At 72.5% G+C, this 26,595-nt stretch carries 24 protein-coding genes; 19 read left to right on the plus strand and 5 right to left on the minus strand.

The annotated features are described in order from the left end of the window. Window positions 1-6 precede the first annotated feature (6 nt). Complete coding sequence (locus ACIRQ7_RS23535) at window positions 7-738, minus strand: FadR/GntR family transcriptional regulator (protein WP_404264771.1); 732 nt, start codon at window positions 736-738, stop codon at window positions 7-9. Window positions 739-811: 73 nt separating this feature from the next. Between ACIRQ7_RS23535 and ACIRQ7_RS23540 the strand changes: the two genes are divergently transcribed. The 4 genes from ACIRQ7_RS23540 to ACIRQ7_RS23555 all read left to right on the plus strand — a co-directional run bounded on the left by ACIRQ7_RS23540 (window position 812) and on the right by ACIRQ7_RS23555 (window position 5,832). Beyond that, the gene (locus tag ACIRQ7_RS23540; RefSeq protein WP_401473355.1) at window positions 812-2,179 is read left to right on the plus strand and encodes a glutamine synthetase family protein; all 1,368 of its coding nucleotides are present in this window, start codon (window positions 812-814) and stop codon (window positions 2,177-2,179) included. Between the two features lie 11 nt (window positions 2,180-2,190). Further along, entirely contained in the window at window positions 2,191-3,567 is a 1,377-nt protein-coding gene (locus ACIRQ7_RS23545) for an aldehyde dehydrogenase family protein (protein WP_404264772.1), read from the plus strand. A gap of 1 nt (window position 3,568) precedes the next feature. Then, complete coding sequence (locus tag ACIRQ7_RS23550) at window positions 3,569-4,354, plus strand: 3-oxoacyl-ACP reductase (protein WP_404264773.1); 786 nt, start codon at window positions 3,569-3,571, stop codon at window positions 4,352-4,354. A 161-nt stretch (window positions 4,355-4,515) separates the two neighbouring features. Continuing rightward, window positions 4,516-5,832 carry a haloacid dehalogenase-like hydrolase gene (locus ACIRQ7_RS23555; protein ID WP_404264774.1) on the plus strand — a complete coding sequence of 439 codons (1,317 nt, stop codon included), beginning with the start codon at window positions 4,516-4,518 and terminating at the stop codon, window positions 5,830-5,832. 46 nt (window positions 5,833-5,878) lie between these two features. Here the strand turns inward: ACIRQ7_RS23555 and ACIRQ7_RS23560 are convergent, their stop codons facing one another. Beyond that, window positions 5,879-7,102, minus strand: coding sequence for an amino acid deaminase/aldolase (locus tag ACIRQ7_RS23560; protein ID WP_404264775.1), 1,224 nt, complete (start codon window positions 7,100-7,102; stop codon window positions 5,879-5,881). 204 nt (window positions 7,103-7,306) lie between these two features. Here ACIRQ7_RS23560 and ACIRQ7_RS23565 point away from each other — a divergent pair, with 204 nt between their 5' ends. The 4 genes from ACIRQ7_RS23565 (at window position 7,307) to ACIRQ7_RS23580 (ending at window position 11,561) form a co-directional block, all read left to right on the plus strand. Continuing rightward, window positions 7,307-8,683 (plus strand): hypothetical protein, encoded by a 1,377-nt coding sequence (locus tag ACIRQ7_RS23565; protein ID WP_404264776.1) that lies wholly within the window; start codon window positions 7,307-7,309, stop codon window positions 8,681-8,683. Beyond that, a complete protein-coding gene (gene mycP / locus ACIRQ7_RS23570) occupies window positions 8,680-9,864 on the plus strand; it encodes a type VII secretion-associated serine protease mycosin (protein WP_404264777.1) in 1,185 nt (394 codons plus the stop codon). Before ACIRQ7_RS23565 ends, mycP begins: the two co-directional genes overlap by 4 nt. Window positions 9,865-9,938: 74 nt before the next feature. Next, a complete protein-coding gene (locus tag ACIRQ7_RS23575) occupies window positions 9,939-10,673 on the plus strand; it encodes an SseB family protein (protein ID WP_404264778.1) in 735 nt (244 codons plus the stop codon). A gap of 150 nt (window positions 10,674-10,823) precedes the next feature. After that, the gene (locus ACIRQ7_RS23580) at window positions 10,824-11,561 is read left to right on the plus strand and encodes an MIP family channel protein (protein WP_404264779.1); all 738 of its coding nucleotides are present in this window, start codon (window positions 10,824-10,826) and stop codon (window positions 11,559-11,561) included. Between the two features lie 101 nt (window positions 11,562-11,662). Here the strand turns inward: ACIRQ7_RS23580 and ACIRQ7_RS23585 are convergent, their stop codons facing one another. Then, a complete protein-coding gene (locus ACIRQ7_RS23585) occupies window positions 11,663-12,052 on the minus strand; it encodes a DUF1844 domain-containing protein (RefSeq protein ID WP_401473333.1) in 390 nt (129 codons plus the stop codon). A gap of 407 nt (window positions 12,053-12,459) precedes the next feature. Here ACIRQ7_RS23585 and infC point away from each other — a divergent pair, with 407 nt between their 5' ends. The 10 genes from infC to ACIRQ7_RS23635 all read left to right on the plus strand — a co-directional run bounded on the left by infC (window position 12,460) and on the right by ACIRQ7_RS23635 (window position 23,633). Next, window positions 12,460-13,101, plus strand: coding sequence for a translation initiation factor IF-3 (gene infC / locus ACIRQ7_RS23590; RefSeq protein WP_404264955.1), 642 nt, complete (start codon window positions 12,460-12,462; stop codon window positions 13,099-13,101). Window positions 13,102-13,247: 146 nt separating this feature from the next. Further along, a complete protein-coding gene (gene rpmI / locus ACIRQ7_RS23595; protein WP_398557566.1) occupies window positions 13,248-13,442 on the plus strand; it encodes a 50S ribosomal protein L35 in 195 nt (64 codons plus the stop codon). A 102-nt stretch (window positions 13,443-13,544) separates the two neighbouring features. Beyond that, window positions 13,545-13,928 carry a 50S ribosomal protein L20 gene (gene rplT, locus ACIRQ7_RS23600; RefSeq protein WP_018087732.1) on the plus strand — a complete coding sequence of 128 codons (384 nt, stop codon included), beginning with the start codon at window positions 13,545-13,547 and terminating at the stop codon, window positions 13,926-13,928. Window positions 13,929-14,049: 121 nt separating this feature from the next. Continuing rightward, window positions 14,050-14,904 carry a TrmH family RNA methyltransferase gene (locus ACIRQ7_RS23605; RefSeq protein WP_401473329.1) on the plus strand — a complete coding sequence of 285 codons (855 nt, stop codon included), beginning with the start codon at window positions 14,050-14,052 and terminating at the stop codon, window positions 14,902-14,904. Window positions 14,905-14,987: 83 nt separating this feature from the next. After that, window positions 14,988-16,148: an ATP-binding protein gene (locus ACIRQ7_RS23610; protein ID WP_404264780.1), complete on the plus strand. Its 1,161-nt coding sequence runs from the start codon at window positions 14,988-14,990 to the stop codon at window positions 16,146-16,148. A 191-nt stretch (window positions 16,149-16,339) separates the two neighbouring features. Further along, window positions 16,340-17,464 carry a phenylalanine--tRNA ligase subunit alpha gene (gene pheS / locus ACIRQ7_RS23615; RefSeq protein ID WP_404264781.1) on the plus strand — a complete coding sequence of 375 codons (1,125 nt, stop codon included), beginning with the start codon at window positions 16,340-16,342 and terminating at the stop codon, window positions 17,462-17,464. Continuing rightward, a complete protein-coding gene (gene pheT, locus ACIRQ7_RS23620; RefSeq protein WP_404264782.1) occupies window positions 17,464-19,998 on the plus strand; it encodes a phenylalanine--tRNA ligase subunit beta in 2,535 nt (844 codons plus the stop codon). Before pheS ends, pheT begins: the two co-directional genes overlap by 1 nt. Before the next feature lie 317 nt (window positions 19,999-20,315). After that, entirely contained in the window at window positions 20,316-21,587 is a 1,272-nt protein-coding gene (locus ACIRQ7_RS23625) for a PP2C family protein-serine/threonine phosphatase (protein WP_404264783.1), read from the plus strand. A gap of 113 nt (window positions 21,588-21,700) precedes the next feature. Then, a complete protein-coding gene (locus ACIRQ7_RS23630; protein ID WP_404264784.1) occupies window positions 21,701-23,038 on the plus strand; it encodes a transcriptional regulator in 1,338 nt (445 codons plus the stop codon). Window positions 23,039-23,102: 64 nt separating this feature from the next. Then, window positions 23,103-23,633, plus strand: a complete 531-nt coding sequence (locus tag ACIRQ7_RS23635) for an NUDIX domain-containing protein (protein ID WP_404264785.1) — start codon at window positions 23,103-23,105, stop codon at window positions 23,631-23,633. 30 nt (window positions 23,634-23,663) lie between these two features. On the opposite strand, the gene ACIRQ7_RS23640 is transcribed toward ACIRQ7_RS23635, so the two are convergent. Together ACIRQ7_RS23640 and ACIRQ7_RS23645 are read right to left on the minus strand one after the other, a co-directional pair. Beyond that, a complete protein-coding gene (locus tag ACIRQ7_RS23640) occupies window positions 23,664-23,921 on the minus strand; it encodes a hypothetical protein (protein ID WP_404264786.1) in 258 nt (85 codons plus the stop codon). Window positions 23,922-24,278: 357 nt separating this feature from the next. Continuing rightward, a complete protein-coding gene (locus ACIRQ7_RS23645) occupies window positions 24,279-25,148 on the minus strand; it encodes a 3-hydroxybutyryl-CoA dehydrogenase (RefSeq protein WP_401473305.1) in 870 nt (289 codons plus the stop codon). A 159-nt stretch (window positions 25,149-25,307) separates the two neighbouring features. On the opposite strand from ACIRQ7_RS23645, the gene ACIRQ7_RS23650 reads away from it, so the two are divergent. Next, window positions 25,308-26,564, plus strand: a complete 1,257-nt coding sequence (locus ACIRQ7_RS23650) for a glycoside hydrolase family 10 protein (RefSeq protein WP_404264787.1) — start codon at window positions 25,308-25,310, stop codon at window positions 26,562-26,564. The last annotated feature ends 31 nt before the right edge of the window (window positions 26,565-26,595 follow it).

The following is a 26,595-nucleotide window of genomic DNA, read 5'->3' on the forward strand; positions in this document are numbered from 1 at the left end:
GAGGGGTCATGCCGCCGGGGCGGAGAGGAATCCCCGCAGCAGCGCGGCCGTGCCGCAGCAGTGCTCCCGCATCACCTCGCGTGCGCCGTCCGCGTCGCCCTCCAGGACCGCGTCCACCAGCGCGCTGTGCTGGGTCTGCGAATGCTCCAGATTCCGTACCAGCAGCGGAATGCAGTCCAGGAGGTCGTTCACGCTCGCCCGTACCGCCGCGTACTGGGCCGCCAGCGACGGCGAACCGGACAGCTCCGCGAGGGTCAGGTGCAGCATGGTGTCACGCCTGCGGTAGTCCGCAAGGGGTGCGTCATGGGTCGCTGCGAGCGTCGCCCGCAGCCGGTCGCCCTGCGGCCCGGTCAGGCCGTGTGCCGCGCACAGCCCGGCCGCGCCCACCTCCAGCGCCTCGCGGAAGCGCAGGGTGTCCTCGACGTCGATCTTCCCGATCCGGCGCCGCAACTCGGCCTCGCCCGGATTCTCCGTACGCACCCGGACGAACGTCCCGCCGTAGCGCCCGCGCCGGCTCTCCACCAGCCCCTCGTCCTGCAGGACCTTCAGCACCTCGCGCAGCGTCACCCGGCTGATCTGCAGCCGCTCCGCCAGCTCCCGCTCGGCGGGAAGCCGTTCGCCCTGCGGTACGAGTCCCAGCCGGACGATCTGCAGTATCTGCTCCAGCGCCTCCTCGAAACCGTTGCCGGCCCGCACCGGACGCAGCACCGGCGCCAGCCGATCCGCCGCACCGTCCATCGGAACCCCTTCCCAATCAATGGTTCGTGTGCCTACCTTATGACTTCCGGATGCAGTGACAGGAGGCAACACCGTGGCTGACCGCACGCCCCCACTCTCCGTCGAGGAACTCAGAGTCCTCGTCGACGCCGGGGAGATCGACACTGTCGTCCTCGCCTTCACCGATATGCAAGGCAGGCTCCAGGGCAAGCGGTTCGCCGCCCGCTACTTCCTCGACACCGTCCTCGACCACGGCACCGAAGGCTGCAACTACCTCCTCGCCGTGGACGTCGACCTCAACACCGTCGAGGGCTACGAGATGTCCTCCTGGGAACGCGGCTACGGCGACTTCGCCATGCACGGCGACGTCGGCACCCTGCGCCGCACCCCCTGGAACCCGGGCACCGCCCTGATCACCGCCGACCTCGCCTGGCACGACCGCTCGCCGGTCGTCGCCTCGCCCCGGCAGATTCTGCGCCGCCAGCTCGACCGCCTCGCCGACCGCGGCTGGAGCGCGCACGCCGGCACCGAACTCGAATTCATGGTCTTCAAGGACACCTACGAAGACGGCTGGTCGCGCGGCTACCGTGGGATGAACCCCGCCAACCAGTACAACGCCGACTACTCCGTGCTGGGCACCGGCCGCGTCGAACCGCTGCTGCGCCGCATCCGCAACGAGATGGGCGCGGCCGGCATGACGGTCGAGTCCGCCAAGGGTGAGTGCAATCTCGGCCAGCACGAGATCGTGTTCGTCTACGACGAGGCGCTCACCACCTGCGACCAGCACAGCATCTACAAGACCGGCGCCAAGGAGATCGCCGCCCAGGAGGGCATGTCGCTCACCTTCATGGCGAAGTACGACGAGCGCGAGGGCAATTCCTGTCATATCCACCTCTCGCTCCAGGACGCGGACGGCCGCCCCGTACTCGCCGACGACAACGGCCCGTACGGCATGTCGAAGACCATGCAGCACTTCCTCGCCGGCCAGGTCGCCGCGATGCGTGACTTCACGCTCTTCTACGCCCCCAACATCAACTCCTACAAGCGCTACCGCCCCGGCTCCTTCGCGCCCACCGCCGTCGCCTGGGGCCCGGACAACCGCACCTGCGCGCTGCGGGTCATCGGCCACGGCCGCTCGCACCGCCTGGAGAACCGCCTCCCCGGCGGCGACGTGAACCCCTACCTCGCGGTCGCCGCCATGGTCGCGGCCGGCCTGTACGGCATAGAGCACGAGCTGGAACTCCCCGAGGCGACCACCGGCAACGCCTACACCGGCGACGCCGCCCACGTCCCCACCACGCTGCGCGAGGCCGCCGAGCTGTGGGAGAACAGCCCGATCGCCCGCGAAGCCTTCGGCGACGAAGTGGTCGACCACTACCGCCACATGGCCCGCGTCGAGCAGAACGCCTACGACGCCGCCGTCACGGACTGGGAGCGCTTCCGCTCCTTCGAGCGCATGTGAGGAACGACGACGTGTCCGATGGACTCCACGAGATCGACATCATCAACCCGGCCACCGAGGAAGTGGTGGCCACCGTCCCCACCACCTCGCCCGCCGAGGTCGACGCCGCGGTCCGGCGGGCCGCCGCAGCGCAGCAGAAATGGGCCGCCCTCGCACCCGGCGACCGGGCCCGGATCCTGCGCCGCTTCGCCGACGTGGTCGACGCCAACATCAAGCAGCTCGCCGAACTCGAACTCCAGGAAGCCGGCCACCCGCTCGGCAACGCCACCTGGGAAGCGGGCAACGTCCGCGATCTGCTGCACTACGCCGCCGGGGGAGTGGAGCGGCTGACCGGCTCCCAGATCCCGGTCGCCGGCGGCCTGAACATCACCCTCCAGGAGCCCCTCGGCGTCGTCGCCGTCATCGCCCCCTGGAACTTCCCGATGCCGATCGCCGCCTGGGGCACCGCCCCCGCCCTCGCGGCCGGCAATGCCGTCCTCCTCAAGCCCGCCGAGACCACCCCGCTCACCGCGCTCCGGCTCGCCCGGTACGCCCTGGACGCCGGACTGCCCGAAGGCCTCTTCCAGGTCCTGCCGGGGGAGGGGCCGGTCACCGGCACCGCGCTGGTCGACCACCCCGGCGTCGCCAAGGTCGTCTTCACCGGCTCCACCACCACCGGCCGGCAGATCGCCGCCCGCTGCGCGGAGCAGACCAAGCGCCTGACCCTCGAACTCGGCGGCAAGAGCCCCAACATCGTCTTCGCCGACGCCGACATCGAGGCCGCCGCGGCAGCCACCCCCGGCTCGTTCCTCGACAACACCGGCCAGGACTGCTGCGCCCGCAGCCGCATCCTCGTCCAACGCTCGGTCTACGACCGCTACATGGAGCTGCTGGAGCCCGCCGTCAAGGCGTTCGTGGTCGGTGACCCCGCCGACCCCGCGACCCAGATGGGCCCGCTGATCTCCGCCGCCCAGCGCGACCGGGTACGGTCCTACGTCCCCGAGGACGCCCCGGCCGCCATCCGCGGCGAGGCACCCGCGGGCAAGGGCTTTTGGTATCCGGCGACCGTCCTGGAGGGGCGGCCCGAGGACCGTACGGCCATCGAGGAGATCTTCGGCCCGGTCGCCGTCGTCCTGCCCTTCGACGACGAGGCCGACGCCGTCCGCCTCGCCAACGCCACCGACTACGGCCTCTCCGGCTCCCTGTGGACCCGGGACGTCGGCCGGGCGATCCGCGTCTCGCGTGCCGTCGCGGCCGGCAACCTCTCCGTCAACTCCCATGCCAGCGTGCGCTACTGGACCCCCTTCGGCGGGTTCAAGCAGTCCGGACTCGGCCGCGAACTGGGCCCGGACGCCCTGATCCCCTTCACCGAGACCAAGAACGTCTTCATCAGCACCGAGGAGCAGTGAAGTGACCGACCAGAACCCCGTGTGCCGCCGCCTGGTGGGCCGTACCGCCGTCATCACCGGAGCCGGCAGCGGCATCGGCCTGGCCACCGCCCGCCGGCTGACGTCCGAAGGCGCCAACATCGTCTGTGCCGACATCGACCCGGTGGCCGGCAAGGCGGCGGCCGACGAGGTCGGCGGCCTCTTCGTGCAGGTCGACGTGACGGACTCCGATCAGGTCGAGGCGCTCTACAAGACCGCCTTCGACACCTACGGCTCGGTCGACATCGCCTTCAACAACGCGGGCATCTCGCCGGCCGACGACGACTCGATCCTCACCACCGGGCTCGACGCCTGGAAGCGCGTCCAGGAGGTCAACCTCACCTCGGTCTACCTCTGCTGCAAGCACGCACTGCCCTACATGCGCGACCAGGGCCGCGGCTCCATCATCAACACCGCGTCCTTCGTGGCCGTGATGGGCGCCGCCACCTCGCAGATCAGCTACACCGCTTCCAAGGGCGGCGTGCTGTCGATGTCCCGCGAACTGGGCGTGCAGTTCGCCCGCGAGGGCATCCGGGTCAACGCCCTGTGCCCGGGGCCGGTCAACACCCCCCTGCTCAAGGAGCTGTTCGCCAAGGACCCGGAGCGCGCCGCGCGCCGTCTGGTGCACGTCCCCGTCGGCCGGTTCGCCGAGCCCGAGGAGATCGCCGCCGCCGTCGCCTTCCTGGCCAGCGACGACGCCTCCTTCGTCAACGCCGCCGAATTCCTGGTGGACGGCGGGATTGCCGGTGCATATGTGACGCCCGTGTAGCCGCCGCTCGGTAAAGTCACCGGACGCGCCACACCACACCCGCACCAACCGGCACGACCGCAGCACAGCACCACCGCACCACGCAGCACGGGACCGGCACCGAAAGGTGCCGGTCCCGCCGCTTCCCCGCTGTTGACCGCCCCCGGACATCGGAGCCCCCCATGCGCAACAGGCACGCCCTCGCCCTGGGCCTCACCGTGACCGCGCTCCTCGCCGGCAGCGTGCCCGCGAGCGCGACCGCCTCGCCCCAGGCGGCGCCCGGACAGGACACCCCCACGGCCCAGAACGCCACGCACTGCCCGCAGCTCTCCAAGGACCTGACGTGGTACGGCCGCAACCGGGCCAAGCTGCAGCGCACCATCGACGAGCGCGGCACCTGCGGCAACCCCGGCCTCGCCCACGGCCACGGACGGGCCCCGGTCGCCGCGTTCGACTGGGACAACACCATGACCAAGAACGACGTCACCGACGCGACGATCGACTGGTCCCTGCTGCACGACAAGATCCTCCGCCCGGCCCGCTGGCGCGACACCAGCAAGTGGCTGACCCCGGCGGCCGACCGCGCCCTGACCAAGGCCTGCGGCACCTCCGTACCCGTCGGCGCACCGCTGCCCACCTCCACCGACGCCGACTGCGCCGACGAGATCCTGGAGATCCGCGGCGAGGCGAAGACCATGGGCGGCGAGGAAGCCTTCGCGGGCACCTGGAACCACCGCCGTACGGTGCCCGAATACGCCTGGGTGCCGCAGCTGTTCGCCGGTCACACCGACGCCGAACTCCGCTCCTACGCCGCCGCCGGACGTAAGGCCGCGCTCGCCGCGCCGGTGGGCAGCACCCAGAAGGTCGGCACCCACACGCTCCCCGCCTACGTGCGTTACTACGCCCAGCAGAAGGACCTGGTGCGCACCCTGCGGCGGGCCGGCTTCGACGTCTACATCGTCTCCGCCGGGTCCGAGCCGGTCACCGAGGTGTGGTCCCAGTCCATCGGCTTCGACCGGGACCACACCATCGCGATCCGCAGCCTGCTCGACCACGGAAAGATCACCTACGGCATGCAGGGCTGCGGCGACGTCCCGGACTCCCGGGGCGACGCCATCCCCTACATCGACGGCAAGCGCTGCTGGATCAACCAGGAGATCTTCCACATCAAGGGTGCCGAGGCCTGGCGCATGCAGGACCCCGCGCACCGCATCGCGCTGGGCGGCGGCGACGCCGACACCGACGTGACGTTCGTGAACGACGCCACCGGCGCCCACCTGGCCATCAACCGCAACAAGAACGAACTGATGTGCCGCGGCTACGACGACGCCGACGACCGCTGGGTGGTCAACCCGATGTTCATCGAGCCGCTGCCCCGCAAGTCCGGCACGTACCCCTGCGCCACCGCCGCCTACACCAACACCGACGGCGTTCTCGGCCCGATGCGCCGCCCCGACGGCACCGTCGTGACCGACCAGCGCGACCGCATCCACGGCTGACGGCGACGGGCCGCGCCGTCACCGGACGGCGCGGCCCGGCCGCTGCTCACAGGAAGGTGTGCCCCTCGCCGCGGTACGTCGGCACGGTCTCCACCACCCGGTCCCCGTCGATCAGATGCAGCGCGGCGAACCGCTCGCACAGCTCCCCGGCCTTCGCGTGCCGGAACCACACCTTGTCGCCGATCCGCAGCGAGTCGGCGGCCGGCCCCAGCAGCGGCGTCTGCACCTCGCCGGGCCCCTCCTGCGGGTCGTAGGACAGCCCCGCCGGAAGATGCGGCACCGGCAGCCGGTCGGCCCCCGCCGCCCCCGACGCCGGATAGCCGCCGCCGAGCACCGTCACCACCCCCGGCCCCGGCCGGCGCACCACCGGCTGGGCGAACAGCGCCGCCGGACGCCCGCTGAACGAGCGGAAGTTGTCGAACAGCCGCGGTACGTACAGCCCCGACCCGGCCGCGATCTCGGTGACCGCCGCCTCCGCGGCAGTGTGCTGCACACTGCCGGTGCCGCCGCCGTTGACGAACTCCAGCCGCGGAGCCACCGCCCGCACCGCCCGCACGGCCTCCCAGCGCCGCTGCGCCAGCTCCTTGCGGGCCGCCGCCTGCATCACCCGGATGGCCCGCGAGAAGACCGGCTTGCCGGCGACCTCGTCGCCCACGCCCGCCACATGCCCCTCGTACGCCATCAGGCCCACCAGGGAGAACCCCGGGCGGCGCACCACCGCACGGGCCAGCGCGGCGAGTTGGGCGGGCTCGCGCAGCGGCGAGCGCCGGGCGCCCACCCGCACCTTCCCGCCCAGCACGCGGTAGGAGGTGTCCAGTTCCAGACACACCCGCACCTCCTCGCCGCCGTGGCCGCCGTCCGGCCGGGCCGCGTCGATCAGATCCAGCTGCGCGGGGTCGTCGACCATCACCGTCACCGCCGCGGCGAGCTTCGGATCGGCGGTCAGCCCGGCGAATCCGGCCCGGTCGGCCGACGGATACGCCAGCAGGATGTCGGTGAAGCCCGAGCGCGCCAGCCACAGCGACTCCCCGAGCGTGAAACTCATGATCCCCGCGAAGCCGTCCCGCGCCAGCACCCGCTCCAACAGGGCCCGGCAGCGCACCGACTTGCTCGCCACCCGGATCGGCTTGCCCTTGGAACGGCGCACCAGATCGGCGGCGTTCGCGTCGAAGGCCCGCAGGTCGACGACGGCCAGCGGTGCGTCGAGAGAGGCGGTGGCCCGGTCGTAACGGGCTTTGTCGCCATACGTGTCGGCGGTGTACCGGTCCATGGCCCTGAGCCTGCCAGACGCGCCTACCGCTGGGTAGGGGAGAGATCGCGACAGAGCGGACACGGGGTTGGAGCACCGGCCGCGGCAGGCCGTAAGGTGGCTGAGCACCGCAACCAGCAGGTCAGCGGCGCGATGTCCGGATACGAACCACCCTGCCCCGATTGCGGATCGGGCCGGGTGTACGCGGCGCGAGGGGGATCGCGGGTGAGCACCGACGCCGATTACACGGACGCGCACCGGCTCCCGTCCATACCCCCGCCGCCACCCCACCGGCCCGGCGCGGCACTGCCCGACGAGGACCCGCAGGCCACCGTCCTGCGCCCGGTTCCGGCCGACCCCTCGGTCCCGCCGCCCGCCGCCCCGTCCGGCCCCGCCGCCTCCCGGCCGGTGCCCCCCGCGCCCGCCGCCCCGCCACGCCCCGCGGCCCCGCCGCCCGTGCCGCCCCGGCCCCGTACGCCGCCGCCCGCCGCGGGCCCCCCGGCGCCACCCCGCCCGGACCGCGCACCCGCCGCCCCGCCGGCCGCCGCTGTGCCGCCCGCCCCCGGCCCGCGCCCCGACTCCTTCCGTGACACCGCCGCCTTCCACCTGGCCAACAGCCAGGAGCTGTGGAGCGGCGGCCGCGACGGCGCCCCCGGCACGCGCCCCGGCCGCACCCGCGCCGCCGCCACCCCGTCCGCCGCTCCGGGCAGCACCCCGCCCGCCCCGGGCGCGGCACGCCCCTCCGGCGCCCCCTGGACCCGAACTCCCCTCCGGCACCCCGGAGTTGCACCCGCCCCCGGGATGCCGGCCGTGCCCCGGAGCCGGCCGGCGGTGCGGCGCCCCGGTGGCCGGCTGATCGCCACCGCGGCCTGCCTCGTCCTCGGCGTCGGCCTCATCGGCGGCGCGGCGGCCGGAAGTTGGCTCAGCGAGGACGAGCGGGCGAAGCCCACCGCCGCGGCCTCCTTCACCAAGGGCCACGACGCCTGGCACAGCACCCCCGTCAACACCCTCTTCCCGCGCCACCTCGACGGCCTGGGCGTCGGCCCCGGCGGCTCCGACCGGAGCTGGACCCGCATCGCCGTCGCCCCCGACAGCAACTGCTCCGACGCCTACGACCCGAAGCTGGCCAGAGCGCTCGCCCGGGTCGGCTGCGCCCGCCTGCTGCGCGCCACCTACGTCGACGCCACCCGCACCGACGTCATCACCGTCGGCGCCCAGGTCGCCAAGGGCGACCAGAACGCCATGATGGCGCTGAACACCCGCTTCAGCACCGACAGCCTCGGCGCCCGCACCGACCTGATGCCCCTGCCGTACGCCGCCGGGAACACCCCGGCCGCGGACTTCGGGCCCAAGCAGCGCGCGAGCTGGACGGTGCGGATCCTCACGGACATCCCCGTGGTCATCTTCGCCGTCTCCGGCTTCGCCGACGGCCGCGTCGTCACCGACCCGCAGCCCGCCGAGGCCGCCGTCCGCGAGGGCGCCACCACCGCCCCCGCCGAATCCGGCCTCGGCCACTCCGCGAAGGACCTCGCCGACCTCCTCGAGGTCTCCTTCCGCAAGGCGTCGGGCATCCCCACCCAGGCAACGGAGGCGTCGCCATGACCAAGGCCGCGCCGACCCGGGCCGCGCTGCGCGGCACCGCCGTGTCGCTGTTCTCCACCGCCCTCGCCGTGCTGCCCGCCGTCCCCGCGCAGGCCGACGGCATCCGCGCCGCGGAATGGGCCCTGGAGGCCGTACACGCCCAGAAGGCCTGGCACACCACCAAAGGCGAAGGCATCACCGTCGCCGTCCTGGACACCGGCGTGGACGCCGGCCACCCCGACCTCAAGGGCCATGTGCTGCCCGAGAAGGACCTGGTCGGCTTCGGCGCCGCCCCCGGCGACCGCGCCTGGGCCCGGCACGGCACCGGAATGGCCGGCATCATCGCAGGCCAGGGCCATGGGCCGGGCCGTGCCGACGGCGTGCTCGGCCTCGCGCCGGGCGTCCGGATCCTCCCGGTCCGGGTGATCCTCGAAGACGCCGACCCGGAGCGCAAACGCGCCCGCACCGAGAAGTCCGGCGCCCTCGCCGACGGCATCCGCTGGGCCGCCGACCACGGCGCCGACGTGATCAACCTGTCGCTCGGTGACGACAGTGAATCCGCGCACCCCGAACCGCGCGAGGACTCCGCCATCCAGTACGCCCTCGGCAAGGGCGTCCCGGTCGTCGCCTCGGCGGGCAACGGCGGCCTGCAGGGCAACCGCGCCTCCTACCCCGCCGCCTACCCGGGCGTCATCGCGGTCACCGCCGTCGACAGCCTCGGCACCCGCGCCTCCTTCTCCACCCGCCACTGGTACGCCGCGCTCTGCGCCCCCGGCGACGAGATCGTCATGCCGGACCCCGACCGCAAGTACTACCGGGGCCAGGGCACCAGCCCCGCCGCCGCCTTCGTCTCCGGCACCATCGCGCTGGTGCGCGCCACACACCCCGACCTCAGCCCGGCGCAGATCCGGCAACTGCTGATCGACACCGCGCAGGACGGCCCCAAGGGCGGCCGCGACGACGACTACGGCGCGGGCATGGTCGACGCCGCCGCCGCACTCACCGCCGCGGGCAGGACCGAACCCACCCCCCAGAAGCCGTCCCCCGCCGGCTACGCCCACCGCTACTTCGGCCCCGGCCCCACCCCGGAAGCGGAAGCCGGCACCGGCATCGGCTGGTTGCCCTGGACCGCGGGCGGCATCGGCGCGGCCCTCATCGCCGCCGCCACCCTGATCCGGTGCACCCGCCCCAGGCACCACTGAGCGCCGCCCAAGCCGCCGCACCCCCGGTCCGCACCGCCCGGAGCGGCCGCGGACCGAGCCGCTAGGCTCACCCCGTGGCACAGAAGAACATTCCGGACCCCGGTTTCTCCGACGACGACGGCTCCGCGGACCCGGCCCTCACCGCGGCCCTGACCGCCTATGCCGCCGACCGGAGCGCGGAGCCCCAGGTCCTGGCCGCACTGACCGGCGCCCGCCTCCTGGTCCCGATCGTCGCCGTACTCGGCGAGAGCGAAGAGGGCCCGGACGGCCTGCTCCGGGAGAAGACCAGCGATATGGCCGTGCCCACCCTCCAGGCCCCGGACGGCCGCCGCGCACTGCCCGCCTTCACCTCCATGGAGACCCTGCGGCGCTGGCGCGCGGACGCCCGCCCCGCCGCCGTGCCGCTCCGGCAGGCGCTGCTCGCCGCCTCGCACGAAAAGGCCGACACGATCGTCCTCGACCTGGCCGGACCCGTCGCCTTCCAGCTCACCGGGCACGCCCTGCGCGCTCTCGCGGAGGGCCGGGACAGCGCCGACCCGCTGGCCGACCCGGCCGTCACCGCCGCGCTGCGCGCCGTGCTCGCCGATGAGCCCGCCGTCCTCGTCGCCCGCCTTGCCCCGTCCCAGGAGACCGACGCCACCCTCGCCCTCGGCCTGGCCGCCGGCGCCCCCGCGGCCGAGGTCGCCCAGCGCCTGGCGCAGGCGCTGGCCACTGACGACGTGCTGCGCGGCCGGCTGGTCCGCGGCCTGGACCTGGCACTTCTGCCGCCCGGTGCCGAGACGGCCGCAAAGCCCCTCTTCCGCCGCTGACGCCCGGCACCGGCGCCGGACCGCGGGCGCCGGGCCGCTTCCTCCGCCAGGGCTCTCCCCGCCCCTGGACGCCCCTCGCCAACGGGCGCGTTGCCCTCCTCGGCCGCACAATTCGAGGAGAGCTCAAGATCCACGCGAGGAGAGCCCCACATGGAGACCACGGAGACCCGCACGGTCGTATCCGAATTCCTCGGCACGCTGCTCCTGGTGTTCTTCGCCGTCGGCGCGGCAGTGCTGGCCGGCGAGTACATCGGGACCTTCGGCATCGCCCTGGCCTTCGGCTTCACGATGCTGGCACTCGCCTACGCCCTCGGGCCCATATCGGGTTGCCACATCAACCCGGCGGTCACGCTCGGCATGCTGCTCGCCCGCCGCATCACGGTCCGTACGGCCGTCGAGTACTGGATCGCCCAGATCGTCGGCGCCATCGTGGGCGCGGCCCTGCTCTTCCTCGTCACCAAGCAGGTGCCGGGGCTGCAGACCGACGGCGCCTTCGGCACGAACGGCTGGGGCGACCGCTCGGCGGTGCACATCAACCTCGGCGGCGCATTCGTCGCCGAGATCGTGATGACCTTCCTGTTCGTCTTCGTCGTGCTGTCGGCCACCCACAAGGTGGCGGTGGTCGGCTTCGGAGGCCTGGCGATCGGTCTGGCGCTGGGCGCCGTCCACCTCATCGGCATCCCGCTCGACGGCACCTCGGTCAACCCGGCGCGGAGCATCGGCCCGGCGCTGTTCGCCGGCGGCGCCGCCATCACCCAGCTGTGGCTGTTCATCCTCGCGCCGCTGATCGGCGGCGCCCTGGCCGCGGTGGTGCACCAGATCACCCATCCGGCCCAGGAGCCGGTCCTGGTCGCCGACGAGAGGGCGCCCGACGCGAAGAAGGACTGAGCCCGGCCGCGGGCCCCCGGACGTCACGAGCCCCGGCCGACCGGCCGGGGCTCGTCTCTTCCAATCGGCGGGCCGCGCGTCGCCGCGCGGCCCGCCGCCCGCTAGCCGTAAACCGGGCCGGTGAACTTCTCGCCGGGGCCCTGGCCCGGCTCGTCCGGGACGACCGACGCCTCACGGAAGGCGAGCTGCAGCGACTTCAGTCCGTCCCGCAGCGGCGCCGCGTGGTACGAGCCGATCTCGGTGGCGCTGGCGGTGATCAGCCCGGCCAGCGCGTGAATGAGCTTGCGCGCCTCATCCAGGTCCTTGTGCGTCTCACCCTCTTCGGCGAGCCCGAGGTTGACCGCCGCCGAGCTCATGAGGTGCACCGCGACCGTCGTGATCACCTCGACCGCGGGCACGTCCGCGATGTCGCGGGTCATGGCGTCGAAGTCGGGATGCGACGGGTCCGCCGGAAGCGGTGCGTCGGGCTGCTGCGGGGTCTGGTCACTCATGTCTGGGGGCTTCACTTCCTGCTGAGGGGATCGTGTCCACCTTATGGCCCCCGCCGCGCGACGTTCGAACGGGCCGGACCGGGGCCCGGCGGGCACCCGCGTCAGCACAGGAGTGGGGGTCACCCCTTGACTCGTGTATTCTGGTGTTCCGACCGGCCGGACACACATGTGACCGGCCCACAAGTGGAGGCTCCGATCTCCCACCCGGCCGACCTCAGGGTTGGCGGGTCAACGGTCCGGCTGCGCCCCGCGGAGACATTCGCGGCGGTGCTCCTGAGTCCATTCACGGAGCCCCGCCTGTGTCCCGTCCGGGGCGTTTTTCATGTCACCGGCGCGGTTGGTCACACCGAAACAGACGTTACGCGGCAGTCCGCCAGGCCGTCGCGTGGTGCTACCGAGGAGGATCCATCAGCGCCGAGCCCCGCATCAACGACCGGATTCGCGTCCCTGAGGTGCGACTCGTCGGTCCCAGTGGCGAGCAGGTCGGCATCGTGCCGCTTGCCAAGGCCCTGGAGCTTGCGCAGGAGTACGACCTCGACCTGGTCGAGGTGGCGGCGAACGCACGTCCGCCGGTCTGCAAGCTCATGGACTACGGAAAGTTCAAGTACGAGTCGGCCATGAAGGCCCGTGAGGCGCGCAAGAACCAGGCGCACACGGTCATCAAGGAGATGAAACTCCGGCCGAAGATCGACCCGCACGACTATGACACCAAGAAGGGTCACGTCGTCCGGTTCCTCAAGCAGGGTGACAAGGTCAAGATCACGATCATGTTCCGTGGTCGCGAGCAGTCCCGCCCCGAGCTGGGCTTCCGACTGCTGCAGCGGCTCGCGTCCGACGTGGAGGACCTCGGCTTCATCGAGTCGAATCCGAAGCAGGACGGCCGAAACATGATCATGGTTCTCGGTCCGCACAAGAAGAAGACCGAGGCGATGGCTGAGGCCCGTGAGGCGCAGGCCGCCCGCAAGGCCGAGCGCCAAGGCGGAGTTCCCGCGGACGAGTCCGTGGAGGAGCCCGTCGAGGAGCCCACCGAGGAGCACGCCCAGGCGTGATCCCCGAGGCGTGAGTCCCGGATTCGCTCCCCTTACCTTCGAGGGGGGCCCAGGGCGCCCCGCCCCGGACATCAACCGAAACATCTGACGCTCCCACTTGCCGGTCCGTGCCGGTGGGGGCGCCACTGACGAGGAGAGAACGGCGCATGCCGAAGAACAAGACGCACAGCGGTGCCAGCAAGCGTTTCAAGATCACTGGCTCCGGCAAGGTGATGCGCGAGCGCGCCGGCAAGCGCCACCTGCTCGAGCACAAGTCGTCCCGTGTGACGCGTCGCCTCAGCGGCAACGCCGAGATGGCCCCGGGCGACGCCGCGAAGATCAAGAAGCTTCTCGGCAAGTGAGTCCTGCGCCCCGCCGGCGGCCGGGCGCAGGACTTGAGACCGGGACCCAATCGAACCGGGCCGCGTGAAGACAACCGCGGCCCCGCTACAAGGAGTTAACAAGTGGCACGCGTCAAGCGGGCGGTCAACGCCCACAAGAAGCGCCGGGCGATCCTCGAGCAGGCCAGTGGCTACCGCGGCCAGCGCTCGCGTCTGTACCGCAAGGCGAAGGAGCAGGTCACCCACTCCCTCGTCTACAACTACAACGACCGCAAGAAGCGCAAGGGCGACTTCCGTCAGCTGTGGATCCAGCGCATCAACGCCGCTGCCCGCGCCAACGGCATGACCTACAACCGCTTCATCCAGGGTCTGAAGGCCGCCAACATCGAGGTGGACCGCAAGATCCTCGCCGACCTCGCGGTCAACGACGCCAACGCGTTCGCGGCGCTCGTCGAGGCCTCGCAGAAGGCGCTTCCGAGCGACGTCAACGCCCCGAAGGCTGCCTGAACCTCAGCCTGACGACGTAGCACACGGACCCGCAGGCCCCGGCCTGCGGGTCCGCCGCTTTTCCGGACCGGCGCACGGTCCGGGGCCCCACGCACCGAACCCAAGAAGTGAGCCGCCGCCCATGGGCACCCCCGAGCTGATCTCCCCGCGTTCCCCGCGCGTCGCCGCCGCCCGGAGGCTGGCCCGCCGCGCTTTCCGCGGCAAGGAACGCCGGTTCATCGCCGAGGGGCCGCAGGCCGTACGGGAGGCCATCGCGCACCGTGTCGACGGGGCGCCCACGCTCCTGGAGCTGTTCGCCACCGTGGAGGCCGCCGAGCGGCACGCCGAGATCATCGCGGCCGCCCATGCCGCCGGGGTCCGGGTGCACCACGCCGACGACCGGACCGTCGCCGACATCTCCCAGACGGTCACCCCGCAGGGCCTGCTCGGCGTCTGCCGCTTCCTGGACTCGCCGTTCGAGGAGATCCTCGCGGCGCGCCCGCAGCTGGTCGCGGTGCTCGCCAACGTCCGCGACCCGGGGAACGCCGGTACGGTCCTGCGCTGCGCGGACGCCGCCGGCGCGGACGCCGTGGTCCTCACCGACGCCTCCGTCGACCTCTACAACCCCAAGTCCGTACGCGCATCGGTCGGTTCGCTCTTCCATCTGCCGGTCGCGGTGGGCGTCCCCGTCGAGCGCGTGGTGGCCGGGCTCCAAGGCGCCGGGGTGCGGATCCTCGCCGCCGACGGTGCGGGCGAGCAGGACCTCGACGCCGAGCTGGACGCCGGCTCCATGAGCGGGCCGACCGCCTGGGTCTTCGGCAACGAGGCCTGGGGGCTGCCGGCGGAGACCCGGGAGCTGGCGGACGCGGTGGTGCGGGTCCCGATCCACGGCAAGGCCGAGAGCCTCAACCTCGCCACGGCCGCCGCGGTCTGCCTGTACGCCTCCGCGCGCGCCCAGCGCACCGCCGGCGGCTGCCGGTCCGTGTCACCCGCCTGAGGGGAGTGCCCCGGGATCTTCGCGGCACATCCGATCCGAGCTAGTAGGGTGACGTGCTCGGGGCCCGGAAGGGGGTATCGGGGATGAGTGTGAGGACTTCCGGCACCACAGTCGCCGCTGACAGCTGCCCGTCCGACGGACCCGTGCGCGGCGCTCCGCCCGCCGGCGGGCTGCGGAGTGACGAGCCCGGGGCGGGTCTCGGGTTCGACCCGGACGATCTGCCCGACGGCCTGGTCGTCGCCGACGAGACCGGCCGGGTGATCTGCTTCAACGCGGCCGCGGCCAGGATCACCGACATCGCCGCCCGGGACGCCCTCGGCCACTCCCTGGAGCACGCCCTGCCGCTGCAGGACATCGAGGGCCGCCGCTGGTGGACCCTCACCGACCCCTACGGCGGTCTCGCCATCCGCCGCGGCCAGCCCGAACGCAATCTGCTGCTGGGCAGCCGGGAGGTGCTGGTCTCCGCCCGCTATGTCCGCAGCCGGCCCACCGGCCCCGTGGAGCGGCTGGTCATCGCCCTGCGCGGCACCGAGGCCCGGCGCCGTACGGAGCTGAGCCACGCCGAGCTGATCGCCACCGTCGCCCATGAGCTCCGCTCGCCGCTGACCTCCGTCAAGGGCTTCACCGCCACCCTCCTCCAGAAGTGGGAACGCTTCACCGACGACCAGAAGCGGCTGATGCTGGAGACCGTCGACGCCGACGCCAACCGCGTCACCCGCCTGATCGCCGAGCTTCTGGACATCTCCCGGATCGACTCCGGACGGCTGGAGGTGCGCCGGCAGCGGGTCGACATGAGCGCCGCGGTCCGCCGGCACGTCCAGGCGCAGGCCACGGCGGGCCAGCGGCCGGACCGCTTCCTGATCCGGATGCTGGAGCCGCTGCCCGATCTGTGGGCGGACCCGGACAAGGTCGACCAGGTGCTGGGCAACCTGCTGGAAAATGCGGTGCGCCACGGCGAGGGAACGGTCACCATCGAGGTCGGACCGTCATCGGACACGACCAGCGCGGAGGGGACGACCGTCACCGTGAGCGACGAGGGGCCCGGCATTCCGGAGGAGTCGATGAGCCGTGTCTTCACCCGCTTCTGGCGGGGCAGCAAACGCGGCGGCACGGGCCTCGGCCTCTACATCGTCAAAGGCATCGTCGAAGCGCACGGCGGGACGATCACCGTCGGCCGGGCGCCGGCCGGCGGCGCGCAGTTCCGATTCAGCCTGCCCGTCGCGGCCCCGGCCTTCATGGCCTAGCGGGCAGCGGCGGGCGCCTTCGCCCCAGGGGTTCGCTCGGGCCGTGAAGGCCCGCCCCTTAGACTTGACCTTTGGCACCTTTGGCGCACAAGCATCGCGGGCACAGCGCGGGCTCGGCATCCGAAGTTTGTGATCGAAGGCCGAGGCGAAGCGAGCCAAGCCAAGCCAGTCCACCGGAAGCACGGGAAGAGATGTCCGCACCCAATAAGTCGTACGACCCTGTCGAGGTCGAAGCCCTCAAACCGGAAGAGATCGCCCGACGGCTGGACGAGGCGCTGGCCGCCGTCGCCGCAGCGGCCGACCTGGAGGCGCTGCGCGAGGCGAAGGTCGCGCACACCGGCGACCGCTCGCCGCTCGCGCTGGCCAACCGGGAGATCGGCGCCCTGCCCCCGCAGGCCAAGGCGGAAGCCGGCAAGCGCGTCGGCCAGGCCCGCGGCCGGGTCAATCAGGCGCTCAAGGCCCGCCAGGAGGAGCTGGAGGCGGAGCGCGACGCGCGTGTGCTCGTCGAGGAGGCGGTGGATGTCACGCTGCCGTACGACCGCGTGCCCGCAGGCGCCCGGCACCCCCTGACCACCTTCATGGAGCGGGTCGCCGACGTCTTCGTCGCGATGGGCTACGAGGTCGCCGAGGGCCCCGAGGTCGAGGCGGAGTGGTTCAACTTCGACGCCCTCAACTTCGTGCCCGACCACCCGGCGCGCCAGATGCAGGACACCTTCTTCGTCCAGGGTGAAGGCACCACGGGCGACGAGTCCGGTGTCGTGCTGCGCACCCACACCTCGCCGGTCCAGGCCCGTACGCTCGTCGACCGCGAGCCGCCGGTCTACGTCGTCTGCCCGGGGCGGGTCTACCGCACCGACGAGCTGGACGCCACGCACTCCCCGGTCTTCCACCAGATCGAGCTGCTGGCCGTCGACGAGGGCCTGACCATGGCCGACCTCAAGGGCACCCTCGACCACATGGTCAAGGCGCTGTTCGGCCCGGACATGAAGACCCGGCTGCGGCCGAACTACTTCCCGTTCACCGAGCCGTCCGCCGAGATGGACATGGTCTGCTACGTCTGCCGTGGCGCGTCCGTGGGCAATCCCGACCGGCCCTGCCGCACCTGCTCCAGCGAGGGCTGGATCGAGCTGGGCGGCTGCGGAATGGTCAACCCCAAGGTGCTGATCGCCTGTGGTGTGGACCCCGAGAAGTACAGCGGGTTCGCGTTCGGGTTCGGCATCGACCGGATGCTGATGTTCCGGCACAACGTGGAAGACATGCGCGACATGTTCGAAGGCGACGTCCGGTTCACCCGGCCGTTCGGGATGGAGATCTGATGCGGGTCCCGCTTTCTTGGCTGCGGGAGTACGTCGACCTGCCGACGACCGAGTCCGGCCGTGACGTACAGACCAAGCTCATTGCCGTCGGCCTGGAGGTCGAGACCGTCGAGCGGGTGGGCGACGGCCTCAAGGGCCCGCTCGTCGTCGGCCAGGTGCTGACCATCGAGGAGCTGGAGGGCTTCAAGAAGCCCATCCGCTTCTGCACCGTCGACGTCGGCTCCGCCAACGGCACCGGCGAGCCGCAGGAAATCGTCTGCGGCGCACGGAACTTCGCCGTCGGCGACAAGGTCGTCGTGGTCCTGCCCGGCGCCGTGCTGCCCGGTGACTTCAAGATCGCCGCCCGCAAGACGTACGGCAAGACCTCGCACGGCATGATCTGCTCCGGTGACGAGCTGGGCATGGGCGGCGCCACTGCGACGGACAACGACGGCATCATCGTGCTGCCGCCCGAGTACGAGGTGGGCACCGACGCGATCGAGCTGCTCCAGCTCGTCGACGAGGTACTGGACATCGCCGTCACGCCCGACCGCGGTTACTGCCTGTCGATGCGCGGCGTGGCCCGCGAGACCGCCACCGCCTACGGCCTTCAGCTGCGGGACCCGGCGCTGCTCGACGTGCCGCCGCCGACCTCCGACGGCTACCCCGTCGAGGTCACCGACCGCCGTGGCTGCACCCGCTTCACGGCGCGTACGGTCCGGGGCGTCAACCCCGAGGCCCGGTCGCCGATCTGGCTGCAGCGCCGGCTCCAGAAGGCCGGTATGCGCCCGATCTCGCTGGCCGTCGACATCACCAACTACGTGATGCTGGAGATCGGCCAGCCGCTGCACGCCTACGACCGCTCCTCCGTGGACGGGCCGATCGGCGTGCGCCGTGCCACGGCCGGCGAGAAGCTGACCACCCTGGACGGCGCCAAGCGGGTGCTGGACGAGGCGGACCTGGTCATCACCGACAACCGCGGCCCCATCGGCCTCGCGGGTGTCATGGGCGGCGCCAACACCGAGATCGCGGGCGCGGTCGCCGACCCGGGCACCGGCGAACTCCGCGGTACCACCGACATCGTGGTGGAGGCCGCGCATTTCGACGCGCTCTCCATCGCGCGTACGGCCCGCCGGCACAAGCTGTCCTCCGAGGCGTCCAAGCGCTTCGAGCGCGGCGTCGACCCGGAGGCCGCGTCGGCGGCGGCCCAGCGCACCGTCGACCTGCTGGTGCTGCTGGCCGGCGGCAAGGCCGAGCCCGGCGTCACCGAGATCGTCTCGCCCAGCGGTCCGCGCACGATCACCATCTCCGCGAACCACCCGGACAAGGTCGCCGGTGTCACCTACGGCCGGGAGACCGTCGTGCGCCGCCTCCAGCAGGTCGGCTGCGACGTCTACGGGCAGGACGAACTCGTCGTCACCGTGCCGTCCTGGCGCCCCGACCTCAGCGAGCCGAACGACCTGGCCGAAGAGGTCATCCGGCTGGAGGGCTACGAAAACCTGCCCTCCACCCTCCCGCTGCCGCCGGCCGGCCGCGGGCTGACCGAGCGTCAGCGGCTGCACCGCAGGGTCGGCCGCGCGCTGGCCGGGGCGGGCTACGTCGAGGCGCTCAACTACCCGTTCACCGGGTCGGCGATCCTCGACCAGCTCGGCATCGAGCAGGACGACCCGCGCCGCCGGGCCGTCACCCTCGTCAACCCGCTCTCCGACGAGGAGCCCGACCTCCGCACGACGCTGATCCCCGGTCTGCTGAACGCGCTGCGCCGCAACCACGGCCGCGGCACGCACGACCTGGCGCTCTTCGAGACCGGTCCGGTCTTCCGGGCGACCGGCGACGAGAAGCCGGCCACCCGGCTCGTCGTGGACCGCCGGCCCAGCGACGACGAGATCGCCGCGCTGGACGCCTCGCTCCCCGAGCAGCCGCGGCGCGCCGCGGTGGTCCTCGCCGGCGGACGTGAGCAGGCCGGCTGGTGGGGCCCCGCCCGCCCGGCGAACTGGGCGGACGCCGTCGAGGCCGGCCGTACGGTCGCGCGCGAGGCGGGCGTCGAGCTGATCGTCCGCCAGGACCAGCACGCGCCGTTCCACCCGGGCCGGTGCGCGGCGCTGCTCGCCCTTGTCGACGGTGAGGAGATCCTCGTCGGCAACGCCGGTGAGCTGCACCCGCGCGTCATCAAGACGCTCGGCCTGCCGGAGCGCACCTGCGCGATGGAGATCGACGTGGACCGCGTCGAGCGTGCCGCGGCCGGCCCGCTGCGTGCCCCGCGGATCTCGGCCTTCCCGGTCGCCACCCAGGACGTCGCGCTCATCGTGGACGACGCGGTGCCGGCGGCGGACGTGGAGAGTGCGCTGCGCGACGGCGCGGGTGAACTCCTCGAATCGCTGCGGCTGTTCGACGTCTTCACCGGCGAGCAGGTCGGCGAGGGCAAGAAGTCCCTCGCGTACGCGCTGCGGTTCCGCGCCGCCGACCGCACGCTGACCGCCGAGGAGGCCTCGGCCGCCCGGGACGCGGCGGTCGCCTCGGCGCTCGCGCGCACGGGGGCGGCACTGCGCGGCTGACCGGTTCCGGCCGAGCGCCGGGCCGGCTGCCGGAAGGCATGAGGGGTGAGGGTGTGGACGGCACTTCGGTGCGGTCCACACCCTCACCCCTTTCGTCGTTCCTCGGGGCGCGCACCGCGGAGGGACTCCGTGCGGTCACATCCGCACACCATCACTCCATCGGGTGATAGGGCACGCATCGTCGCCACCCGGACACCTGGCGTCGTAACAATCGGAGCCGGTCGATCCAGTCGATCCATCCAGCCGCGTGACCGAGGGAAGACCGCGGGGCTGTGGCCGGTCGATCGCCCAATGCCCACCAGGGGAGGACCATCGGCATGATCCGAACCCGGGCGAGGGATGCCGCGCCGGTGGGTGCACAACGCGCCCGGAGGGCCTTCGTCTTCGTCCTGCCCGGTCTCTGGGTGCTCGGTGTGGTGATCTGGGAGCTGTGGCAGCCCAGCAGCGGCCGGCTGCTGCAGCTCCTGGCCGCCGCGCCGGCCATCGCCTGCGCCGGCACCGGACGCCGCCAGTGCGTGCTGCTCGGCGGCCTGTGCGCGCTGCTCGTGCTCGTCCCGTTCGGCGGGGTGGAGCCGGCGGCCGGGGTCGGCACCCGCGCGACGACCTGCGGCGCGATCCTCGTGGTGATCGGCGCCAGCTATCTGACGGCCGGTCGGCGGCTGCGGCTGGTACGGGAGTTGGAGCGCACCCGGGAGGTCGCCGATGCCGCACAGCGGGTGCTGCTGCGGCCGCTCCCGGCACGGATCGACGGCGTGCTGCTGGCCGCCGGGCATCTGTCGGCGAGCGAGGGCGCGCTGGTCGGCGGTGACCTCTACGAGGTGCTGGGCACCCCGTACGGCGTCCGGGCGGTGATCGGGGATGTGCGCGGCCACGGCCTGGAGGCCATCGGTACGGTCGCCGCGATGCTGGGCAGCTTCCGCGAAGTGGCGCACGACGAGCCCGAACTCGGCGGTGTGCTGCGCCGGTTGGAGCGTGCGCACCACCGGCACCTGCGGGACAGGGCGCGCGCTGAGCACCCGGCGGCCGGCGGGGGCGAGCCGGTGAGCCCGGTCGCCGAGGAGTTCGTGACCGTGCTGCTGGTCGAGATCGCCCGGGACGGCCGGGTCACCGCGCTGAACTGCGGGCACCCGTGGCCGTACCGCATCGATTGCCGTGGGGTGACGTCGGGCGTCCGCGCCGAGCCGATGCCGCCGCTGGGCCTCTTCCCGCTGCCCGACGAGCTGCCCGCCGTCCCCTGCGGGCAACTGCGGCCCGGCGAGGCGCTGTTCCTGCACACCGACGGCGCCGAGGACGCGCGGGATCCGGCGGGGGCGTTCTTCCCGCTGGCCCGGGAACTGCGCAGCAGCGTCGAGGCCGCACCGGGCCCCGTACCCTCGCCCGCCGGGGTGGTCGCGGACGTTCGGGAGGCGCTGCTGCGGCACGCCGGCGGGCGGCTGACCGACGACGTCGCGCTGCTGATGCTCGGCAACGACCGGATGCGGGTGCCTGCCCAGGCGCCCGGCGTGCGGCGGTCCGAGCCGGGGTGCGTGGACGCCGGCCGGCCGGACCGACGCGGCTGCCGCCCGACGCACAACACTCCTGGTCCGTAGGGCCGTTCATGACGCGCGCTTCACACCCCGTGTGAAGCGTCCTTCGCTACGCTGAGCGCACGGGGCGGTATCACGGGCCCGCCCGCGCGGGTCCGGCTCACCGGGAGGCCGGTATGGAGCCCAACACTCTGCTCGACGCGATCCTCGACGAGGCCGGCATCTCGCATGCCGGGCTCGCCGCGCGCATCAACCGGCTCGGCGGCAGCCGCGGACTGGCCCTGCGATACGAACACACCGCGGTGGCACGGTGGTTGAAGGGGCAGCGGCCGCGCGGCCAGGTGCCCGACCTGATCTGCGAGATCCTCGGCGAACGGCTGCACCGCGCCGTCGGGCTCGACGACATCGGGCTGAGCCGGCCGGGCCTGCGCCGGGCCCCGGACACCCCCCTGTCCGGCTTCGTCGAGCGGGCCACCGCGCTGTGGCGCTCCGACGAGCAGCAGCGGCCGCACATCCTCGCCGCCCCCGCGCTCACCGGGACCTCGGCCGTGATGCCCGTATGGGAGTGGGAGAACCCTCCCGAGGACTCCGATGTGTCGCGCGACGGACCGGCCCGGGTCGGCATGGCCGACATCGAGCTGCTGCGGTCGGCGCGGACGCACTACGAGTCCATGTACCGGAAGGCGGGCGGCGTCGCGACCAGGGCCCGCATCGTCGGATTCCTCAACACCGAGGCGGCGCCCCTGCTGAGAGGCAGCTACACCGATGCGACGGGCCGCCAGCTGCACCGGGCCACCGGCGGACTGGTCGCCGTCGCCGGGATCTGCGCGTACGACTCGGATGCCCTGGGGCTGGCCCAGCGCTACTTCCACCAGGCGTTACGGCTGGCCAAGGCCAGCGGGGACCGGGGCCTGGGCGCGTACGTGATCGCGCTGCTGGTCAATCAGTCCCTGTTCGTACGCGAATACCGCCAGGCGGTGGCGTTCGCGGAGGCGGCGCTGCGGGCGGCGGGCCCGCAGATCACCCCGGCGCTTTCCGCGGATCTCTACGCGATGCAGGCCAAGTCCTACGCCCGGCTGGGCGACGGGGCCGGCGCGCTGTCCTGCATCCGCCGCGCGGAGGCCGCCGCCGAACGCATCAGACCCGGTCTGGAGCCCGACGAGACGGGCTACGTCCAGCCGGGGCTGGTGAACGTACAGGTGGCGGAGGCCCTGCTGAGCCTGGGTGACCTGCGGGCCGCCCGGGAGCAGGCGGACGCCGCCGTCGACACCCCCGCCCACGACCGCGGCCGGGTCCACCGGCTGGCCATGCTCACCCATATCGAGCTGCGCCAAGGCGATGCGGACCGGGCCGTGGCCAATGCCGTGCAGATGACGGAGCAGGCGCGTGGCATGGAGTCGCAACGGCTGCGGGACCGGCTGCGGGCGGTGCGCGAGCATCTGGCGGAGACCGGGAGCGCCGCGACCGACGCGGCCGCCGATCTCATCGACGAGGTGCTGCGCGTTCCGCTGTAGGGCGTCACCGCCCTGACCGGGCCCGTGTCACCTCGCCGGCTCCCCTGCGGAAGGTGGCAGAACGTTGCGTTGGAACAATCTCAGCGAACGGCCCGTGTATGCCAATCCCTGGTTCCGCGTCAATCTCGCCGACGTGGAACTCCCGGACGGGCGGCATCTCGATCATTACCTGATCCGGATGCGGCCCGTTGCCGTCGCCACAGTGGTCAACGAGGCCAATGAGGTGCTGCTGCTGTGGCGGCACCGCTTCATCACCGACACCTGGGGCTGGGAACTGGCCGCCGGGGTCGTCGAGGACGGCGAGGACATCGCGGCCGCGGCGGCGCGCGAGATGGAGGAGGAGACCGGGTGGCGTCCCGGCCCCCTCAAGCACCTCCTGTCGGTGGAGCCGTCCAACGGCCTCACCGACGCCCGGCACCACATCTACTGGTCCGACGAGGGCAGCTATGTCGGCCATCCCCAGGACGACTTCGAGTCCGACCGGCGGGAGTGGGTGTCCCTCAAACTGGTGCCGGACATGGTGGCGCGAGGGGAGGTGCCGGCCGCCAATATGGCCGCCGCGCTGCTGATGCTCCACCACATACGGCTGGGCTGACGGGAGTTGACCCGTTGCGCCGAGGGGCGGTCATCGGCCGAGGGCCTGCCAGAAGGTGACCACCAGCGCCGCGAGCCCCGTGAGCGCGGCGAGCGAGGGCAGCGGCCAGCGGGCCGTCTCCAACCGCGTGACGCGGGCCTGTAGTTCGTCCGCGTCACGCACGTACTGCTCGGTGCGCTGGGCGAGCAGCGCGAGTTGGCCGTCGACCCGTGCGGTGCGTACGTCGAGGCTGCGCCTCAGCTCCGCTAACTCGGCGGCGACCAGATCGGATTCAGGGTGGGCGGTCACGGTCCGCTCCTCATTCCTTCGGCGAACGACTGCACTGTCCGTACGCGCCTCAGTCAACTGCGCTGGGAAGGAAGGCGGGAGCGTGTGCGGCGGGAATATGCGGGTCTGCGGCGCACACCCCGTGTGAAGTGACGCACGGTGACGGCCGGGCGGGGAGCGGCGCCCGCGGGGCGGGCTTTCGCACGGGGTGTGAAGCACGCACACCCGGCCGGTCGCTTCACACGCTCCCGCCGCCGCCCGCACGGGAGTTGACTGGGGATTGCCACGGGGGCCGAAGCCGGTGGACGGGCGCCCCCGGCCTGGTGCCCGCCCGCCGAATTTCCCCCGAGCGGCGGGCGGGCGGCCCCGTGACATGCCTCAGTACGAGTAGAACCCCGAGCCGGACTTACGGCCCAGCCGGCCCGCGTCCACCATGCGGGCGAGCAGCGGGGGAGCGGCGTAGAGCGGCTCCTTGTACTCCTCGTACATCGACGCGGCGACCGACGAGACGGTGTCCAGGCCGATCAGGTCGGACAGCTTGAGCGGGCCCATCGGATGGGCGCAGCCCAGCTCCATGCCGTTGTCGATGTCCTCGCGGCTGGCCATGCCCGACTCGAACATCCGGATCGCGGAGAGCAGGTACGGGATGAGCAGGGCGTTGACGACGAAGCCCGAGCGGTCCTGGGCGCGGATCGCGTGCTTGCCGAGGACGTCCTGCACCAGCGCCTCGGCCCGCTTGACGGTGTCCTCGCCGGTGGTCAGGGCGGGGATCAGCTCGACGAGCTTCTGTACGGGCGCCGGGTTGAAGAAGTGGATCCCGATGACCTGGTCGGGCCGCGAGGTCGCGACCGCCAGCTTCACCAGCGGGATCGACGAGGTGTTGGAGGCGATGATCGCGTCCGGTCGGGTCATCACCTGGTCGAGGACCTGGAAGATCTCGGTCTTGACCTGTTCGTTCTCCACCACGGCCTCGATGACGAGGTCGCGGTCGGCGAATTCGCCGAGGTCGGTGGTGAAGCTGAGGCGGCCCAGTGTCGCGTCGCGCTCCGCGGTGGTGATCTTGCCGCGTTCGGCGGCCTTGCTCAGGGAGTTGGTCAAGCGGGTGCGACCCAGCTCCAAGGCCTCGCCGGTGGTCTCGGCGACCATGACGTCCAGCCCGGCGCGCGCGCACACCTCGGCGATGCCTGCGCCCATTTGGCCGCAGCCGACCACTCCGACGCGTGCAATGTCGGTGAAAGTGTCCGTCACCTCGTGCCTTTCGCTGATCTTCAGGACTGACGGCCTGCCGTAAGGGTCCGGCGCCCGCCTCGGCCCCGACGTTACTCCGCGCGGTGGTGTGCTAAACGCGCCGGGGCGGGCATTCTGAGCGGCTAGTACGGGACGAATGGGACAAGTTGGGGGCATTTCATGAGGTGGATCACACGAAGAGGCTTCACGGTGGCGGCGCTGGGCGCGGCCTCGACGCTTCTCGGTGCGGAATCGGCCACGGCCGTGGGTGAGAGTGGCGGGCCGCGGCGGAGCAGGCGGAACAAACAGGATATGCGCGGCATGTGGCTGGCGACAGTCGCGAACCGGGACTGGCCGGGCAAACCGGGTGCGGCGCCCGCCGTGCAACAGAGGGAACTCCTGGACCACTTCGACGCCGCCGTCGAACGCCGGCTCAACACCGTCTTCTTCCAGGTGCGCCCCACCGCGGACGCCCTGTGGCCGTCGCGCCACGAACCGTGGGCCGCGTGCCTGACCGGGCAGCAGGGCCGCGACCCGGGCTGGGACCCGCTCGGCTTCGCCGTCCGCGAGGCCCACCGGCGCGGCCTGGAGCTGCACGCCTGGTGCAACCCGTACCGGGTGGCCAACCACACGGACCCCTCCCGGCTGGTGCCCGGACACCCCGCGCGCCGGCACCCCGAGTGGGTCCTCCCCTACGGCGGCAAGCTCTACTACAACCCGGGGCTGCCGGAGGTCCGCCGCTTCGTCCAGGACGCGATGCTGGACGCGCTGCTCCACCACCCGGTCGACGGGCTGCACCTCGACGACTACTTCTATCCGTATCCGGTCGCGGGCCAGACCTTCGGCGACGACGCGGCGTACGCGGCGCACGGCGGGGGCTTCGCCAACCGGGCGGACTGGCGGCGGGACAACATCGACCGGCTGATCCAGGAGCTGGCCCACCGGATCCGCGGCACCGCGCGGGGGGCGGAGCGCCGGGTGCGCTTCGGTGTCAGCCCGTTCGCGGTCTGGCGCAATCGCGCGACGGACCCGGCGGGCTCCGCCACCCGGGCCGGGGTGCAGACCTACGACGACCTGCACGCCGACACCCGCCGCTGGGTGCGCGAGGGCTGGATCGACTACATCGTCCCGCAGGTGTACTGGAACCTCGGCTTCGCGGCCGCCGACTACGCCGAGCTGGTGCCGTGGTGGTCGCGGACCGTGGCGGGCACCGGGGTCGACCTCTACATCGGGGAGGCGCTCTACAAGGCGGGCGATCCGGCGCAGCCCGCCGCCTGGCAGGACCCGGCCGAACTCTCCCGCCACCTCACCTACGCCCGTTCGTATCCGCAGGTCGGCGGTCATGTGTACTTCTCGGCGACGGAGGTCGCCAAAGACCGGGCGGGCGCGCTCGCGCGGGTCGTGACCGACCACTACGGGGGTGCGCCGCGGCGGTAGCGGGCCGGGCGCCCCGCTGCGCGTTCCTCAG

This window comes from Streptomyces sp. NPDC101393, assembly GCF_044767385.1.
GTDB lineage: Bacteria > Actinomycetota > Actinomycetes > Streptomycetales > Streptomycetaceae > Streptomyces.